An 18,058-nucleotide genomic window follows, 5' to 3' on the forward strand; every position below is an offset into this window, starting at 1 on the left:
CCCCGCCTCGCCACCCCCCTCTCGCCCCTCTTTGTTTTTTTTTTTTTTTTTTTTTTTTCCCCCCCCCCCCCCCCCCCCCCCCCCTCCCCCCCCCCCCCCCCCCCCCCCCCCGCCCCGCCCCCCCCCCCCCCCCCCCCCTTTTTTTTTTTTTTTTTTTTGGGGGGGGGGGGGGGGGGGCCCCCCCCCCCCCCCGTCCGGTCGAGCATTCCGAAGGAGCTCGAAGAGCGGCTGGCCTTACTCCTCGATGCCCTTGGTGCCGCGCCGCTTGAGGTAGGCGTCCCAATAGAAATCGTCGGCATTTTCCGCGGTGACGATGGAAAAGCCGTTGTCGACGAAGGGCACGCTCATGGCGTTGAATCCCGACCGCCGGGCGTCGTTCATCGGGTCGATCAGTTCGGGATGCTTGGCCATCCACAGCAGCATGAACCCCATATAGCCCTGCATGCCCTGGTTCGGGTTGACTGAGCCAAAGATTTCGCCGGCCTTTATCATGTCGAGGATCTTGGCGTTGACGTCGGCCAGCATGACCCGGATCTTGCCGCCGCCTTCCTTGGCGGCCTGAGCTGCGCCGATTGCCGAGTTGGCTTCCGGCATGAACACCGCGCCCAGATCGGGATGCGCCTGAGCAAGGCTGAGCACGGCCTGATAGGCCTTCGTCGCATCCTGGTTCGACGCCGCGCGGCCGACGAGCTTCATATCCGGCCATTTGGCCTCCATGCGGGCGATGAAGGCGGCAATGCGCTTGTCGTGATTGTCCTGTCCGGGGTTTTCGAGAACCGCGTACTCGCCCTTGCCGTCCATCGCCTTGGCGACTGCATCGGCAGCATAGGTGCCTTCGGCGACGTTGTCGGAGGTGATGTAGGACACTCGTTTGGAGTTGGGCGAGTCTGCGGCGAATGTGACTACTGCCGTTCCCTGCTCAATGGCCCGATTAATTGGCTCGATGAAGGGATCGGAGTTCATCGGATGGACCAGGATGCCAGCCGGCTTCTGAGCCAGCGCCTGGTCGAACGTCGCTATTTGCTTGTTCACGTCGTATTCGGGGGTCCCGGTATATTCGGTCTCGCAGCCGAACTGTTTTCCAGCCTGCTTGAACATCTCGTAGACCGGGAACCAATATTCGACGCCGGAAACCATAACGTTCATCACGTATTTTTCACCCGGCTCGCACTTGAACGGGTTAGCGGCCTGGGCAGCGGCGTGGCTTGCCCCCAACACTGTGGTGGCGGCTGCCGAAATGGCGAGCATGCTCAAAAATTTGCGCAAGAGTCCTCCCTCGGCCGAAGCCTGGTCAATTGGGCGGTCGGACACTTGCGTGCCGCCGCTTGTGGTTGATGAGGCCGAACCTCCTCCCGAGGCCCAGCGGTTGATCATTCGCAGCAGTTGGCTCGAGTGTCAATAAAATTCACATACAGAAATATATTTCACAACTGCTCGTACACCCGCCCAGCCGAGACGACAAAGCGCCGCCATCGCAGCGGCTGTCCTCGTTCACGAGGACCGGCGCCGAAGCCGTTAGGGTCGCCAGTGTTGGTGAGTGAACAGCCAGGCAAGCTCAGGTCAGCGGTTTCAACTGACCTGGCGATGCTTTCCTGAATGACCTACGACCGTTGTAGGTCAAGGCAGGCAGGGATTGAATGTCAGGGACGGGCCTTCTTCCCCTCTCAGGGGACTTCAGATCGTCCAGCCTTAGACATGCACGGCAATCGAATTGCGCTCCACCAAGCGGGCCGCCAGGACACGGTGCTCGAAAGGTAAGGTGGCCTCCGCCAGCCTCTTCAAGAGAAGCTCCGCCGCCGCCGCTCCGATCAAATGGGCGGGTTGCGCGATGGCTGTGATACCTTGTGCCACGAACTGCATCCAGTCGAGATCGTCGAAGCAAAGCAGCGAAACGTCTCCTGGAATCGCAAGCTTCAGTGCGGAAGTCGCCTCCAGAACGCCTGTCGACATCACACCGTCGGCGGTGAATAGAGCGGACGGCGCATTGCGCATCGTCAGCAGATCGAGCGCCTCTTTGCGGGCCGCCTCGCTGGAGTAGACCGTCACGCGGCGGATCAACGGCAGATCCGGCTCGATTCCTGCGGCACGATGGGCTTCCAGATACCCCAACAGCCGTTGCCAGCTTGGATGGAGGTAGCGAACGTCAGCGCTGGAGAGATCGACGTTCGCCACAAACGAGACGACATCATCGCGCTGGCCCGGACCCAGTTCGGCCAGTATGCCGATGCGGTTGTGTCCGGCCTCAATCATCGCAGCGATGCTGCTGCGCGTTACAGACACGTTGTCGACCACCACGGTATCGGTTTCCAGGCCCGCCACGATGCGGTCGAACTGCACCACGGGACAGCGGGCCGCGACTGCCTCACGAAGATGATCCGGCTGATCCGCGAAGGTCGACGAAACGATCAAACCGTCGACCTGTTTTTCCAGCAGCAGTTGCACTGCCTCTCGCTCGAGTTCGGCATTTTCGTCACTATTCGTAACGATAACCCCGAAGCCGCCACGGCGCGCGACATCTCCTATTCCACGCAAGACGCTCGCGTAGAACGGGCTTTCGATGTCGCCGACCACAACTCCGATAGTCTGCGTTTTACCGGTGATCAGACCTTTTGCCAGGCGATTGGGGCGATAGCCGAGCGCTGCTGCGGCGGCGCGCACCTTCTCCTGAACCTCGGGGCTGCTGTAACCGTAGTCGCCAAGCACACGCCCCGCCGTGGCGGAACTGACCCCGGCCCGGCGAGCAACCTCTATGATGGTTGCGTTTTTTGACGATCTTTGAATCACTCAGCAAGCTCCGCCGCCCATTCGTGCGTCGTAACGACGAGCTAGTGGCAGTTAGGTCCACCCCGCAAGCCCGAACACAGCAGCACTCGCCGTTGCACACACTATTGCAATCAGAGCACCTCAGACAGAAAGCGCCGAAGACGAGGGCTTTGCGGATTGTCGAAAAGGTCCGCTGGTCGCCCTGCCTCGACAATCCGTCCCTCGTCCATGAATACGACCTGGTTTGCAACCTTGCGAGCGAAGTTCATCTCGTGCGTAACGACGACCATCGTCATCCCGCCCCGTCCGAGGTCGGCCATCAAGTTCAGGACACCCTTCACCAATTCCGGATCGAGGGCGCTGGTGACTTCGTCGAACAGCATAATTTCGGGCTCGAGGGCCAGGGCTCGCGCGATGGCCACCCGCTGCTGCTGTCCGCCCGAAAGATTTGCCGGCCGATGGTCTTTGCGCTCCAAGAGTCCGACTTCATGCAACCTCGCTGAGGCCGCGCGCTCAGCCTCCACGCGCGACATGCCTCTTACCTTGCGCAGCGCCAAGGTGATGTTGGCGAGCGCACTGCGGTCGGGGAACAAATTGAATTGCTGGAAAACCATGCCGACACGACGCCGGAGCTGGTCAGGGGTCTGGCTGTAGATGCTTTCGCCATCGAGGAGGATGTCTCCGGCCCGACATTCGACGAGGCGGTTGAGGCAACGCAGCAAGGTCGACTTGCCCGAGCCGGATGGCCCGATCAGGCAGGTGACCGTCCCGGGCTCCACTTTCAGACTGACGTCATGGAGCACCTGGATGGCGCCGTAGGCCATGTCGATATTCTTGACCTCGATGCTGCCACCCTTGAAGCGTGCGGGCGCCTTGGCTGCGCCCGGTAAACCGGCGTCAGCCAGCTCGGCGACTTCCTTGAGGCCGCTCTGCACGCCGCTGATACGCTTGCCGACGCGCATGCGCGCGTCGATGTAGTTGACGAGGTGGGTTAGCGGCACCGTGATCACGAGATAGAACACGCCGGCCAGCAAGAGTGGTGACAAATTGCCGGTCAGCACGGCCTGGTCTTGTCCGACACGAAACAGTTCGCGTTCGGAGGCGAGCAGGCCAAGGAAATAGACCAGGCTGGAGTCTTTGACGTTGCCGATGAACTGGTTGACCAGTGCCGGCAGGACGCGGCGGATGCCTTGCGGGATCACCACCAGGCGCATGCCTTGGCCATACGTCATTCCGAGAGTACGGGTGGCGTCGATCTGACCACGCTCGACGCTCTGAATGCCGGCCCGGAAAATTTCTCCGATGTAGGCGCCGGCAATGAGGCTGAGTGCCAGAATGCCCAGCGGATAAGGCGATGGACCGAACAGATCGCGGCCCAACCGCGCGAAGCCCTGGCCAATGATCAGAATAGTCACAATGGCGGGAAGCCCACGAAAGATATCGGTGTAGACCCGTGCGAGGAGTTTCAGCGGCCGGTTTTCGGAAATCCCCATCACGGCGAGGACGATACCGATCAGCGTCCCGAAAAACGTCGAGGCGACGGCAAGGATCAGGGTGTTCTTGAGGCCGACCATCACCATGTTTGGCAGAACGTCTGCCATCGCCTGGAAATCAAGGAAGCTGCGGGAGAAGGTATCGAACCAGCTCATATCAGGTCCATCTATAACTCGGCCGGGCACCGTTGCTCACGGGCCCGGCCGGAAAACACAGCGAAGTCGCTCGAATTCACTTCTTGGGCAGATATTGATCCGGCATCGGGGTGCCCGCGAACCATTTTTCGTGCAGCCGTTTCCAGGTGCCATCGTCCATTGCCTCGCGCAGCGCCTTGTTCAGTGCCTCGCGGAAGTTATCGTTGCCTTTCTTGACGACGAACCCGGCTGGCGCATCGAAGGACGGTACGTTCATTGTTATCTTCAGGTTTTTGTAGCGTTCTACATACTGCTTGGCCGACTCATAGTCGGTGAAATGGCCATCGATCGTCCCGTTGTTCAGCGCCGCCACTGCGGTGTTGTTGTCGGGGAACTTGACGATGTCGCCCTTCAGATTCTTCTCGGCATAGATTTCCTGCAGCGTCCCCTGGATGACGCCGATGCGCTTTCCGGCGGTGCTCTCATTGCTCGTCAGAGCCGGATCGGCCGAAATGATCGACAGATAGCCGGCGATATATCCGTCGCTAAAATCCACGGTCTTCTTGCGCTCCGCGGTCGTGCCAATCGCGGCGACAGCGACGTCGAAGCGGCCGTTGGCGACGGATGGCAGCAGCGCCGAGAATTCCTGGCCGGTGAAGACGACCTGCTCCTCCTTGAACCCGAGCCGGCGCGCCACGTCGCGGAAGAGTTCAGCATCGAAGCCGGTGAAGTTTCCATTGGCGTCGGTGAAGACGTAAGGTTTCGCATCGCCCATCGTTCCGACGCTGATCGCCATCGGGTCGATGAGATTGTAGGGGTTGTCGCTCGCCTTTGCCTGCGTGGACCAGGCCAATGTGCCAAATCCTGTCACCAACGCGACGGTCAGCGCCAGCCCGCATTTCACCAGGTGGCGCCTGCTCGAATTTGTTTGCATGTCTTCTCCTCTTAATCGGCCGAACCCGGCCTTGCGGTTCCACTCGACGTCTGATCCATCAAAAATGCTCTTAGGTGGCGTTTCGTTGAGCGGATGAGAACGTTATCACTTCCCCTAGCATTATCCGTTCCTCGCGTCAATTGTTTCGGAGAATTTCGCAGCTAGACAGCTTTCCCGGGTGGAGCGTGCCGGGCCCCGCGGGGGATCTCGGGCGTCATGTTCCCGATATCTATTGCTGACGCATGGCCGATTGCGCCGTAGTACTGGCAGGTTGCAGCCGCCGCCTCTGCGGCATGTCGGAGAATGTCCTGAGGCGCCTCTTCGTTAAGCAGGCCGAGTAGCGTTCGGGCGATGAAGGTGTCGCCCGCGCCCAAGGTGTCGACGGGTTCGACCAGCCGCGCCGGAGTGTGGTAGGAGACCGAGTCTCTGTGAAGCACCGCGCCGGCTCGACCGCGAGTTACCAAAACCCACTTTGAACCACATGCAAGCAGCTCGGATACGATTGCGGCCAATTCCTTGTCGTCGAGACCATCCCCTGAGACGGAAGCCAGATAGCAGTAAGGTCCAATCTTTCGCCGATGCTCCGGTTCCCGTCGCGTAGAAAGATCGTAAGATAATAGAGAGTTACCTGACACTGAGGCAATCCACGGGTCTAATCCGCTGGACTGGCCGATATGCACGGCCTGAAAGCCTGAGAGAAAATCCAGATCTTCATGCGTCGGCGTGAACATCGAAACACCGAGGTCGAAATCCAGGAAAATCCGATCGGCGTTGTGGTGACCTATGAGGCAGTAAGCGGTCGGCCCTTCGAGGCGCCGCAATCGGGTGATGTCAACGCGCTCCGACGCCAGTGCGGTGCAGATCAGGTCCCCGGCCCGGTCTTTTCCGATCGCTCCAACATAGGCCGACTGCCCGCCGAAGCGGCTCAGGTGGACTGCAACATTGAGGCAGTTTCCGCCAGGATACATCTCGCCGCGATCAAGGTAGCAATCGACCACGTTATCGCCCATCGCGGCAATCTTGACCATTGCAGGACTTTCAGCTTATAGGATGTGATAACGTTCGCACAATGACTGCTACCTGTCAATTGCGCGCCGACCCCAACTCTGTCAGCGAGACGAGGATGCTCATGATTTCCGCCCTGCCTGCCGACGTAGAACGCGCTCTGAACGCCACCGCGGGCAGGCGGTTTTCGCACCTCTTTCTCGTGGCGTGCGGCGGCTCGCTCTCGATCATGATGGCAGGCAAATACTTCCTCGACCGCCACAATGGGACATTCGCCTGTGACAGCTACAACGCGGATGAATTCGTCTGCCGAGATCCGCGGCGGTTGGGACCTGACACGCTCGTTGTCCTTTGCTCGCAGACAGGAACCACCAAGGAGACAGTGCGGGCGGCCAATCATGCCAGGACGCGAGGCGCAACGACAATCGGCATGACGCTCGACCAGACATCGCCCCTCGCGCGGGCGGTCGACCACCCGATTGCCTACCAGGCTTCGTACACGACGGGCAAAGCAATCGATGCAGCCTACAGCAATTACGGCGTGCTCTACATGCTGCTCGCCGGTTTGATCGATGCTCGGGAGGATGGCGGGCTAACCGGTGACCTGCTGATCTCCCTGGGCCATCTTCAACCGGCCATCGAGCGCGCGCACTGGGCCTACGCAGACCGGTTCGAGGCGTTTGCCCCTCGCTTCGCACCTCGAGAGGCAATCTACACACTAGCCAGCGGTGCCAGCTACGGTGCGGCCTATTCCTACGCCATCTGCGTGCTCATGGAAATGCAGTGGTACGACTCGCAGGCAATACACGCGAACGAGTTCTTTCATGGCCCATTCGAAGTCGTGGATAAGGATGCTTGCTTCATTGTCTTGCTGGGTTTGGATGAGACGCGGAGCCTTTCCGAACGCGCCCGCGATTTCCTTATCGAGTACGGCAGCCGGGAAAACATCCTGGTGCTCGATGGAGCCGAACTCGACCTCAGCGGTATGTCCGAACACATCAAACCCTATCTCGTGCCTTTGGTCTTCTTCGACACTCTATGGCGTTTTGCCTACAAGCTGGCCGGTTTGCGCGATCGGCCAATGCTCGAGGGCCGGCGCTACATGAAGAAGCTGTCGGACTACTAGTCCCGCCGCGCGTGTGGCGATCTCACACTCAGCCCATCTTCCGCGTAGAAGGATTTCTCTATGACTGCATCCCCTAAGCCGCGTCATGTCGTCGTTGTCGGCGCAGGCATCTTTGGCACATCGACCGCGCTGCACCTCGCCCGCCTTGGCCTTGATGTGACCATTGTCAACGACGGCGCGCCGTCCAATGGTGCATCCGGCCGTTCACTTTCCTGGCTGAACTCAGCGCGACGCGCGGACACTGCCTATCACCGCTTGAGGCTTGCAGGCATCGATCGTTATCGGACCCTGGCCGCTACAAGGCCGGAAGCCGCATCGTGGCTTCGCTTTGACGGCGGCCTCACCTGGGATGCAGATGACGAGGCGAACCAGATCGCGTCGATGTGGCAGTTGGAGCAGGATATTGGTTATGACTCGCTTCTGCTCGACCCTGCCGAAGTTGCCGCAGTGACGCCCGGCATCGATGCCAACGCGATCGCCCCGCAGGGCGCCATCTTCAATCCTGGCGAAGGATGGGTCGACCTGCCGTCTTTGATCGATCGGCTGCTCAATGAATTCCGCTCCCGCGGCGGCAAGCTTGTTCAGGACGCTGGACGCGTGCGGATAGTTGCCACAGGCGGTCGCGCACGTGGCGTCATCACTGCTGGCGGTACGCCGGTCGAGGCGGATGCAGTCGTCCTTGCCGTAGGGCCAGCGACGCCTTGCATGCTTGCGGAGATCGGAGTCCATGTCCCCGACGCCACCCCGATTTCACTTCTCTTGAAGACCAAACCGATCAAGACCGACCTCCGTGCCGTGCTGAATACGCCGCGTGTTGCGGTGCGCCCGACGCCGGATGGCGCACTTGTTTTGGATTCGGCATGGTCGGAGGAAGAAGTCATGGTCAACTCAGACGGCACTTACACCGTGCACGACAAAACCGTAACGGGACTGCTCGACGAAGCTACCGCCGTGCTCGACGGCAATCCGCGGCTCCAACTCGCAACCTACGCCGTTGGCCCGAAGCCTATCCCCGGCGATGGCGAGCCGGTGCTTGGCTCCGTCGAGACCGTCGCCGACCTTCACGTCGCTTTTAGCCACAGCGGCGCCACGCTTGGACTGATCGTCGGCGAATTGCTGGCCAAAGAAATCGCCTCCGGCAATCCGCATCCCATGCTTGCAACCTTCCGCGCCAACCGTTTCGGCTAAAAGGGCAATCGCGGCCGAGATCGAACTGTCCAGATGAGCCGCGGTGGCATTGTCCAGATGACCGCCTTCGGAGGTTGATCCGCGAAGCTGACTAGGATAACATGACAATCGTAGTTTAGTTTTAGCCGCGGCCGCAGCAAGGCTGGCCCTTCACGCGCGGCGCCATCAAAACCTTTGAAACTCAGCGCAGAGCGCCTGCCCGGCGTCTGTGCGACATGGCGTCCGCAACAAATGATCGACAAGAATCAGATTGCAGCAGAACAGGCAACGTTTCGAGCCTTCGCAAACAGCTATTTGCGTGAGCTGAATTCCGGGATTCCGGTGTTCCACCGCATCGGAGAACGGAACTTCGATTGCGTGGAGATTTCCCTGCCGTCGCGGCATGCCGTGCTGCGCATCGAAATGAAATCCCGATCGCTTTGCGGAATGCACCTGTTTGGACAGATCTGGATTCGTCAGGATGCAGGTCCGAACTGGCACGAGATAGAACCGATCCTGGCCGTGCATCTGCTTGTGCTGGGAGCCAGAGAAGCCGGATCGGCCACGCACCGACAAGCCGATGTGGAGCTCCTCGAACGGGTTCTTCAGAGCTGTCAGGCGACGAAGCGTTACCTCGATGCCGCCGATCGGGCGCCGCCACCGATCGGCTTTATAGCCGCGGAACAATCCCTGTATTTTGGACATCCTCTGCATCCGACGCCCAAGAGCCTGCAGGGCATGTCGAACTGGCAGCAGGATGTCTATGCCCCCGAATTGCGCGGCGGTTTCCAACTGGCCTATTTCGCCGCCGCTGCCGACCTCGTCCGCGAGGATTCCGCCGGCATCGCGGTGACCGCGATCGTCAGCTCACTGCTGGGGAATGACGCCGGCAAGGTCGCCGCAGGTAACGGCGAGATGCTCCTGCCCATGCATCCGCTTCAGGCGCAAGCGTTGATGCTCGACCCGGCGGTGCGCGCGCTCATGGATTCAGGGCAGATCCGGTATCTCGGCCCGGCAGGGCCGGTGTTCACGGCGACTTCTTCGGTGCGCACGGTTTACAGCGATGATGCCGCCTGGATGCCGAAATTCTCGCTGCCCATCCGCATCACCAACTCGAAGCGCGTCAACAGGCGGCACGAGCTGGAGGCGGGCGTTGCGGTGGCGCGCCTGTTCGAGCGCGCCGGGATCGACATGTTCGAGCCGCGCCTCGGCTTCCTCCACGACAGCGCATACGTGACGCTGGATTTTTCCGGGCAGGCCGAGAGCGGTTTCGAAGTCATCTTCCGCGAAAACCCGTTCCGGGGCCGCGCCGACCACCCGGTGATCACCGTTTCGGCACTGACGGCCGAACCACGTCTCGGGCACAGCTCATTGTTCGAAACCGTCGTCCGGCGCGTCGCGCAGGATCAGGATATCTCGGTGCGGCAGGCGTGCCGTCGCTGGTTCGAATGCTATCTCGACTGTGCGCTCGATCCGCTGGTCAAACTCTACGATCGGTTCGGCGTCGCGCTGGAAGCGCATCAGCAAAACAGCTTGCTTGACCTGTCGCAGCAGGGGCTGCCCAGCCGATACCTCTATCGCGACAGCCAGGGGTTCTACCTCTCGAACAGTTTCAGGGCCCGGTGGTATGGCCTGATGCCCGAGGTTGTCCAGATCCGCAGTCTTTTCTTCGACGACCGCGAGATTCGCGAGCGGCTCTCCTACTATCTCATCGTCAACCAGATCTTCTCGGTCATCGCGCGCGCCGGGCATGACGGCCTGGCAAGCGAGGCCGAACTGCTCGCCATCCTGCGAGCGCGGCTCAAGAAGCTGGCGCAAGAACTCACTGGCGCGGGCGGGGAGTTCGCGACCAGCCTGCTGGACAAGCCGCACATCACCGCGAAGGCCAACCTGGCAATCCGACTCGGGGATGTCGATGAGCTGGCCGAGGGCGGCAGCGCCGTCTACACGCATTTTCCCAATCCACTCAGCCGTGTCGGGCTATTTGTCGCCGCGGAGCAGGCACATGCCATTGCCTCTTGATCTCCACGGCATCCCCGAGCTGCGTGTGATGCGCCAGCTCGCGGAAGCCCTGGTCTATGAGGGCCTGGTCGATTGCGCGGTGTCGCGAGACGGCGGGAAAGCCCGCTTCGAATGGCGCTGCGGCGGCGCCTCGATACGCTGCGAGGGATCGATCGGCGCCTTCGGCCGGGTCAGGGTTGTCGCCGAGACGATCGAGCGGGGCTGCGCCGACCAATGGCGCCCAGCGACGCTCGGCGATCTGCTTGCGAGCATAGACACCTGCCCCGAACGGCGCGCGCAACTCACGTCCGAACTGGATCGGACGCTCGATTTCAGCGCCTGGAACCAGCTCAATCTCCGGCCCAGACCGCGCCGCGATCTGCCATTTGCGCAACTCGACAGCGCGATCGATGAGGGTCATCCCTATCATCCGTGTTTCAAGGCGCGCACCGGCTTCGACTACGCCGACCACGCGGCGTACGGCCCGGAAGCAGGCAACGCCTTCCAACTGGCCTGGCTGGCGGTCGCGCCCGAACGTCTGCACTCGGCGTTTCCCACGGACGAGCAGGCTTTCTGGATGCACGAACTCGGCACCGAAACCTACGCGCTGCTGGACGAGCGCCGTGTCCGGCTCGGCGACAATGCAAGGCGGTTCGGCCTGATGCCGCTGCATCCCTGGCAATGGAAAGCGTTACAGGGCTCGGAGCTGTCGCGCTGGCTGGCGGAGGGCTCCGCCGGTTTCCTCGGCCATGCCGGCGATCGCTATAGCGCCAGCCAATCCGTGCGGACGCTGTTCAATCGCGATCACCCGCGACGCGCCAATCTCAAACTGCCGATGAATCTCGTCAGCTCGTCGGCCAGGCGCATCATCGAGCCGCATTCGGTGTGCAGCGCGCCGTCGATCAGCCGCTGGCTCAAGGACATTGTCGCCAGCGATACGCTGTTCGAGGCGCGCTATCCGCTCACGATCCTCGCCGAATATGCCGGCACGATCGCAGATCGGGAAGGACCGCTGGCAGGACAGATCGCCGCGATCTGGCGGGAGGACGTTACGAGCAGCCTCCAGCCCGGCGAAACCGCGGTGCCGCTCAACGCGCTGATGGCCTTGGAGAGTGACGGCCAGCCGTTCGTCGCGGACTGGGTCGAGCAGTACGGGCTGGACGCCTGGCTCGACAGGCTTGTGGCTACGGTGGTGATGCCGGTGTTTCACCTGCTCGTCGGCCATGGCATCGCGACGGAAGCGCATGGCCAGAACTTGATCCTGATCCATCGCGATGGCTTGCCCGTGAGGCTGGCGATGCGCGACTTCCACGACAGCGTCGAATATGCGCCGGGCTTCCTGCGCAATCCCTCCATTGTTCCCGACTTCCTCGCCTTGAACCCCGCCTATCGTGACGCCGCGCCCAACCAGTACTACTGGATGGAGAGCGCCGATTTGCTCGGCGAGCTCTGCCTGGACGCGCTGTTCGTCTACAACCTCGCCGAGATCTCGCATCTGCTGCGGCATTTTTACGGCCTCGACGAAGACAGCTTCTGGTCAGGCGTCGGCAGGCAGTTGCAGGACCATTGCCGGCAGTTCGGACTGACACACCGGCAGGCCGCGCTTGGCCTTTTCCAGCCACGCATCCGCACGGAATCGCTGCTGCGACGCAAGCTCGCGCCACCGGGCACCGAATGCGCTCACGAAATCCCAAACAGCCTTGCAGTCGCGTAAGGAGACAGAAAAATGATCACCATCAACGACACGGTCTTTGATCGAACCTATTTCCGCGACGCGGCGGATCGCATTGCGGCCGCGGTGCAACTCGACAAGCGCGCAGGCGACCGTTTTGCGGTCTGTTTCTCCGAGGCGCAGGATTGGCTGGCGTTCTTCTTTGCCGCGCGCGCGGCCGGCGCCAGCGTGCTGCCGCTGCATCCCTCGACGCCATATGCCGCGGCGCGCCGGCAGGCGGAGACGGCGAAGTGCAACTGGCTTTTCTACAACCGGCTGGATGGCGAGCCGATCTGCGAGGAGCGCGCCAGCGAAGCTGGACAGCTGCTGCAGATGAGTTCTGGCACGACCGGCGAGCCGAAATGCATCGCGCGCGCCTGGAGCGACATAGACGACGAGATCGACAGCTACACCTCGGCGTTTGTCGAGCCACAGGACATGACCCCGTTGATCGCCGGCCCAACCACCCATTCATATGGCTTGATCTGCGGCGTAATGGTGGCGCTGAAGCGCGGCCAGTCGCCCGCCATACTGGACACCGGGAACCCAAAATTCCTGCTGCGCAAGCTGCGCGAAACGGAGCGCCCCTATCTGATCTCGTCGCCAGCCATCCTTCACACCCTTGCCAGGCTTTTGCCGGCCGGCGAGCAGATCCACGCAACGATGACATCCGGCACCCTCTTGCCCGACCCCTGGTTCGGGCAGATCAGGGCCAAGTCCAGGCACATGTTCCAGCAGTACGGGTGCTCGGAATCCGGCTGCATCGCGATCAACCCTGATGTGCAGTCGGCTAATGAAATCGGCTCTGTGCTGCCGCGCTTCGCGTTGCGCGACGCCGGCACGGCCATTGAGCCGAAGGAAATTGCCGTCGAGCGCAAAGGCGTGGTCGTCGAGACGCGCGACCTGGGCTACCGCCGCGACGACGGCATGCTGGTCTTCCTGTCGCGTCTCGACGACCTGATCAACGTCTCGGGCCTCAACGTCTATCCGAAGGAAGTCGAGGACGTGGTCATGACGTTCGCCGGCATTGGCGACGCGGTCGTGTTCCGCAAGCAGGATGCATTCGCGGGCGAGCGCGTCGCGCTTCTGTTCAGCGCCGAACATGCGGTCGACCGGTCGCAGCTTCGACAATGGTGCGCCGAGCGGCTTGCAGCACACCAGATGCCGTCCGAGATCGTTCAGGTGGAGCGGATCCCGCGTCAAGCGAACGGCAAGATCAGCAGGCGCGACGTGGCTGCGCGCTACGGCACGGGCGAATTCGCGCCGGCACGGACGGAGGCAGCCTGATGACCTACGATCAGATAGTCGACGCGATCGGGACGGTCCTGCGCGACAGGCTCGACAACCAGCACATGGATGGCTTCGCGCCGCAAGCCAGGCTGAACGAGGATCTGTATCTCGATTCCGTGCTCATTCTCGAACTCATGCTGGCGCTTGAACTCGACCACGGTGTCGCGCTTCCCGAGGAGGTGGTCAGCCGTCAGGATCTGGACACGGTGGACGACCTGGCGCGGCTGTTCGTCAACGCCTCGGAACAGAATGGAACACTGATTAAGCCGGCTAAGGAACTTGCTCTCGCTTGCGCGGAACAAGAAGCGGCTGAGCGGATCGGCGTGCATGGCGAGGACTTCGTCGACATCAAGGTGCATTGCTTCGTCAGCAATGTCTGCCACGCGGTGAAGCAAAGGCAGCTTGATCATCGACCTTTCTTCTTCGGCGTCTGGGATGCGGGTTTCGCCGTCGATAAAAGCTGGCGGCTGGCGTATCACGCGCCTGAAATCAACCACGACTTCTTCCGCGATTGGTTCGAGCGCCTGTACGGCGCCAAGGTCCGCCAATGGTATCGGCCGGACGCAGCCAAGGTAGAGAACCTGGCGACGATGCTGGAGCTCCTGGAACGCAAGAAGCAGAGCGAGTACCTGATGGTCATGCTCGATCTCTTCCACCTGCCGGAGCGCGAGAACAAGTTCAACCAGAATCCGTTCCCGCACTATCTGATGTTGGAACACACCGAGGATCCGGCGGTTTGGATGGTTCTAGACCCCGATTTCCGCTGGGAAGGCAGGATCGAGAAGCAGAAAGTCATCAATGCGATCATGCAGCCGACCGTTGCCGGCGGCTTCATCTTCGACGCTGCCGACATCAGGAAACCGTCCGCCGTCGATCTGCGCGACTATTTCCTTGCCTGTTTCCATGAAGACGACAATCTGCTGACGCGCGCAACGCGCGAAGTCGTTCGGGCGCATTTGGAAGGCCGCGACGGCGTGAAGCTGCCCGAGTTGTCGATTGCGCTGCGCGAGCTGCCGGTAATCTCGATCCGCAAATACGCGCTGGAGCACGGCTTCGCCTTTTTCTGGCGATCGCTGCAGCTTTCCAACGCCGGGTTCGACACGATCTGCGACGACATCGAATCCCTGATCCAGGAATTCAAGGCGCTTCACTACGCCGTCATGAAGCTCAGCCAGACAGGCGACGAAGCCCTGGCGCCGCGGGTGTTCGAGAAACTCGATATGCTGGACGCAATGGAGCTCTCGCTGAAGCGCCGCCTTGCCCAAACCTATCGGGTGTGGTGCGACACGCGCGGCCTCCTACACGCGCCGCGCCACGATGTCGAGGATGCCGTGGCATGAGGCTGTCGCTCTGCACGATCACGTTCCGCCATCACCTGCTGTCGCTGGAGGACATCGCGCGATGGGCGGCGGCGAACGATTTCCAGGGCATCGAGCTCTGGGGCGCACACGCACGCAACATGCAGCATATGACCGACCGCAACGCCGACTGGATGGCGGCGTTCGGCCTTTCGGTGCCGATGCTCAGCGACTATCTGCCTCTCGATGAGGATCTGGCGTCGCTGCGTCACGCCACGTCGAACCTCTGCCGCCTGGCCGGCCGCTGGGGCGCCCGCAAGGTGCGCACGTTCGCCGGCAAGTCGGCAAGCAGCGACACCTCGCCCGAAGCGCGCTGGCGACTGTCGGCGCGGCTCAAGGACGCCTGCATGATGGCGCAGGACCAGGGCTGCCAGTTACTGGTGGAGACACATCCGGGAACGCTTGCCGATACACTGTCGTCGACGCAGCGCCTGCTCGAGGAGGTCGACCATCCGGCGCTGGGCATCAATTTCGACACCTTGCACGTCTGGGAAGGCGGCGCCGATCCGGTCGCCGCGCGTCGCGCCCTGTTGCCGCATATCCGGCACTATCATCTGAAAAATGTCCGCTCGCGTGCCGACCTCGCCGTCTTCGAGCCGGCAAACGTCTATGCCGCGGCCGGAAAGCGCACGGGCATGACCGCACTTTTCGACGGCGCGGTGGACTATCTGCAATTCCTCGACGAATTGTTCGAACGCGAGGAGGTGGATGCCTCGCTGGAATGGTTCGGCGGCGACTGCTTCAACATACTCGCCAACGACGCCCGCAATATGCGCCTGCTGCGGGCGGACCGCGAAGCACCGGTTCGCGCCGGCGTAGCGTAAGCGACCGCGTTTCGAGACCAGTTTCAGGGCCGGCACAGGTCACTCCCGCGCCAGCCTTTTCGACGCGCCGTGGCGCTCCGGGTCAGAACCGCGCCGTGACGCTCAGACGGAACGAGCGGCCCGGATCTTTGTGTGGTTCATTGCCCGGCCCTAGTTCCGCAAAATCCTGACCGTAGGCGGCTCGGTCCGTATAATCTTCGTCGAATATATTGAGAGCGTCGGCGCGCAGCGTGAAGTTCGGCTTCGAAGGCGGCGTCCATTCGACATAGGCGTTCACCACCTCATAGCCCGGCAGTTCCTTCTTTGCGCTTGTCGGGTCGGTGTCATGCCGCACCAAGGTCCTGTCGGTCCTCAAGGCGATTTCGATGTCGCCACCGACGTTGAGGCCCCAATCGTCGAACGTGTAGCCGCCGCCGATCATCACGATCTGACCGAGAGGTGTCGTCAAATAGCGGCCGATCTCCGTATCGGCCGGCATGCCGTCGACGTCGGCATTGATATCGGCATATTTCACACTGACAAAGCCGGCGTCCCAATCATAGCGGCCGCCGATTTCCCAGCCCTTCGAATCGAGATCGAGCGTTCGGATCGATGTATCCCCGGGAAGGTATGGCGCGCGTCCGTAGACCGGCAGGCGTGCGTTGTCGATGTTCGTACGGAACAAATTGGCCTCGAAAGTGAAGCCGTTGTAACGCATTTCCAGCCCCGCAGTGTAGTTGTCAGATGTCACCGGCTCTGGACCCTCGCCATAGGTCCAGACTGGATTCTGGATGAAGTTCTCCGCCAGCGGAACACCACCCCAGACATGCGAGGTGCCGGCCTTGACCGTCAGGAATTCCGGTACGAGGTCGTATTCGCCGGAAATGTTGCCGCTCAGGCCCGCATTGTTCCAATCCGAATCATCGACGCCGGTGAACCATTGATGGTCCCCACGTGCGCCGAAGGAGATCCTGGCCCGATCGAACGGCTCCAGGCGGGCTTGGGCATAAGCCCCGACGTTGCTGGCGCGTTCGTCGGCAAATTCGAAGAAACCGGGGAAGCGCGAATCCAGTGCTGCCTTGTCGCTGTAGAAATCGAGACCCGCGGTGACGCTTCCGACGTCGAGCGAAAAGCGGTTTTCGACCTTGCCGTTGAGGCTGGTCGTTTCTCCGAAGGCTGGCCCAGTGACGCCTGCCTGGGGACCGCGAGGGGCCGTAACTTCTGTGCCCAGTTCGGTCCGGGAATATGCAAGCACGATCTTCGGATCCCACCAGCCTTCCGGTGAGGTGTCGGTATATGTGAAAACCGTATTCTGTCGGCGCAGATCGTAGTTGCGGGTCACTGGCTCCGCGCCATTATCGATATAGACATTGGCGCGATAGGGGCGCAGTTCGTCGTCGCGGACCTGCTCGTGGCTGAGCTCGAAACGATGGCCCTCGACGCTCTCGTAGGCGATCTTGGCCAACCCGCTGATCAGATCGGTGCCGGTCCCCAGCATCTCCTGGCCGTTGCCGGCGGTGAAGTTGTCGCCACGGCCGTAGTTGATGTAGCCGAGATACTCGAAGCCGTCCTGCCGGCCGAAGCCGCTGACGCCGGTGGTGAACGTCTCGCTGTTGGTGTCCCATATGCCGGTGACGAAACCGCCAAAATTGCCGCCGGGTTCGAGCAGATCGACGGCGTCCTTGGTCTCGAATCCAAGCGAGCCCGCCAGTGCGCCCGGACCGGCGTCGGCCGGCGCGACGCCTGCCTGCACCGACGCGGCCTTTAGAAGTGCCGGGTCGAGCAGATAGGTGCCGTTGTGGTGGAACACCTTGTTGTTCTGTCGTGACCCGTCGACAGTCACGGCCAGATTGTTCTCATCGACGCCGTTGACGTAGATCTTCTGCGTGCTGGGGATCGCGCCGCCGACGGCGATCTGCGGCTCACCGGAGAACACCTCCCTCAAATCCTGCGGTTTCTTGCGATCGATCTCCTGCTGGTCGATGGTGATCAGGTTGGCGCCGGCCGTCGCGTTGGCGCCCGCCCCCACATCCACGACGAGAATGGTGTCGAGTTGCGTGCCCCCAGCGGGAGCTTGGCTGTCTTGATTTTCTTCGGTGGTGCTCGTTCCGGCTTCCGCCTCCGGGGCGGGGGCAGACTGCGCCAGCGCGTCGGGACACAAGAAAATGGACATCGCGGTGCTGACGGTCAGCGCGCGCAACAGATCTGATGACATCGGCTAAATCCCCTCGAATACGGTAGCCCCGGCTGGCGCGAACCGCGACTGTTGGGA

Annotated in this window: 13 protein-coding genes; 7 read left to right on the forward strand and 6 right to left on the reverse strand. The window is 61.6% G+C overall.

The features are described from left to right. Positions 1-234 precede the first annotated feature (234 nt). The 5 genes from AC0L2M_RS01275 to AC0L2M_RS01295 all read right to left on the reverse strand — a co-directional run bounded on the left by AC0L2M_RS01275 (position 235) and on the right by AC0L2M_RS01295 (position 6,353). On the reverse strand, positions 235-1,266 hold the full coding sequence (locus AC0L2M_RS01275; protein ID WP_287071218.1) for a substrate-binding domain-containing protein: 1,032 nt from the start codon (positions 1,264-1,266) through the stop codon (positions 235-237). Between the two features lie 423 nt (positions 1,267-1,689). Continuing rightward, positions 1,690-2,784 (reverse strand): LacI family DNA-binding transcriptional regulator, encoded by a 1,095-nt coding sequence (locus tag AC0L2M_RS01280; protein ID WP_473533819.1) that lies wholly within the window; start codon positions 2,782-2,784, stop codon positions 1,690-1,692. 110 nt (positions 2,785-2,894) lie between these two features. Continuing rightward, complete coding sequence (locus AC0L2M_RS01285) at positions 2,895-4,412, reverse strand: amino acid ABC transporter permease/ATP-binding protein (RefSeq protein ID WP_473533820.1); 1,518 nt, start codon at positions 4,410-4,412, stop codon at positions 2,895-2,897. Positions 4,413-4,488: 76 nt separating this feature from the next. Further along, the gene (locus tag AC0L2M_RS01290) at positions 4,489-5,325 is read right to left on the reverse strand and encodes an ABC transporter substrate-binding protein (protein ID WP_473533821.1); all 837 of its coding nucleotides are present in this window, start codon (positions 5,323-5,325) and stop codon (positions 4,489-4,491) included. A 161-nt stretch (positions 5,326-5,486) separates the two neighbouring features. Next, complete coding sequence (locus tag AC0L2M_RS01295; protein ID WP_473533822.1) at positions 5,487-6,353, reverse strand: PfkB family carbohydrate kinase; 867 nt, start codon at positions 6,351-6,353, stop codon at positions 5,487-5,489. Positions 6,354-6,448: 95 nt separating this feature from the next. Between AC0L2M_RS01295 and AC0L2M_RS01300 the strand changes: the two genes are divergently transcribed. The 7 genes from AC0L2M_RS01300 (at position 6,449) to AC0L2M_RS01330 (ending at position 15,807) form a co-directional block, all read left to right on the forward strand. Then, the gene (locus AC0L2M_RS01300) at positions 6,449-7,456 is read left to right on the forward strand and encodes an SIS domain-containing protein (protein WP_473533823.1); all 1,008 of its coding nucleotides are present in this window, start codon (positions 6,449-6,451) and stop codon (positions 7,454-7,456) included. Positions 7,457-7,516: 60 nt separating this feature from the next. Further along, on the forward strand, positions 7,517-8,644 hold the full coding sequence (locus AC0L2M_RS01305; RefSeq protein WP_473533824.1) for an NAD(P)/FAD-dependent oxidoreductase: 1,128 nt from the start codon (positions 7,517-7,519) through the stop codon (positions 8,642-8,644). Between the two features lie 231 nt (positions 8,645-8,875). After that, complete coding sequence (locus tag AC0L2M_RS01310; protein WP_473533825.1) at positions 8,876-10,645, forward strand: IucA/IucC family protein; 1,770 nt, start codon at positions 8,876-8,878, stop codon at positions 10,643-10,645. Further along, on the forward strand, positions 10,629-12,338 hold the full coding sequence (locus tag AC0L2M_RS01315) for an IucA/IucC family protein (protein WP_473533826.1): 1,710 nt from the start codon (positions 10,629-10,631) through the stop codon (positions 12,336-12,338). Before AC0L2M_RS01310 ends, AC0L2M_RS01315 begins: the two co-directional genes overlap by 17 nt. Before the next feature lie 12 nt (positions 12,339-12,350). Beyond that, the gene (locus AC0L2M_RS01320; RefSeq protein WP_473533827.1) at positions 12,351-13,622 is read left to right on the forward strand and encodes an AMP-binding protein; all 1,272 of its coding nucleotides are present in this window, start codon (positions 12,351-12,353) and stop codon (positions 13,620-13,622) included. Further along, positions 13,622-14,965, forward strand: coding sequence for a DUF6005 family protein (locus tag AC0L2M_RS01325; RefSeq protein WP_473533828.1), 1,344 nt, complete (start codon positions 13,622-13,624; stop codon positions 14,963-14,965). Before AC0L2M_RS01320 ends, AC0L2M_RS01325 begins: the two co-directional genes overlap by 1 nt. Beyond that, positions 14,962-15,807, forward strand: a complete 846-nt coding sequence (locus AC0L2M_RS01330) for a sugar phosphate isomerase/epimerase family protein (RefSeq protein ID WP_473533829.1) — start codon at positions 14,962-14,964, stop codon at positions 15,805-15,807. The genes AC0L2M_RS01325 and AC0L2M_RS01330 overlap by 4 nt, the downstream gene beginning before the upstream one ends. 82 nt (positions 15,808-15,889) lie before the next feature. On the opposite strand, the gene AC0L2M_RS01335 is transcribed toward AC0L2M_RS01330, so the two are convergent. Next, entirely contained in the window at positions 15,890-18,001 is a 2,112-nt protein-coding gene (locus AC0L2M_RS01335) for a TonB-dependent receptor domain-containing protein (protein WP_473533830.1), read from the reverse strand. Positions 18,002-18,058 lie beyond the last annotated feature (57 nt).

Source organism: Mesorhizobium sp. WSM4806 (genome assembly GCF_055811635.1).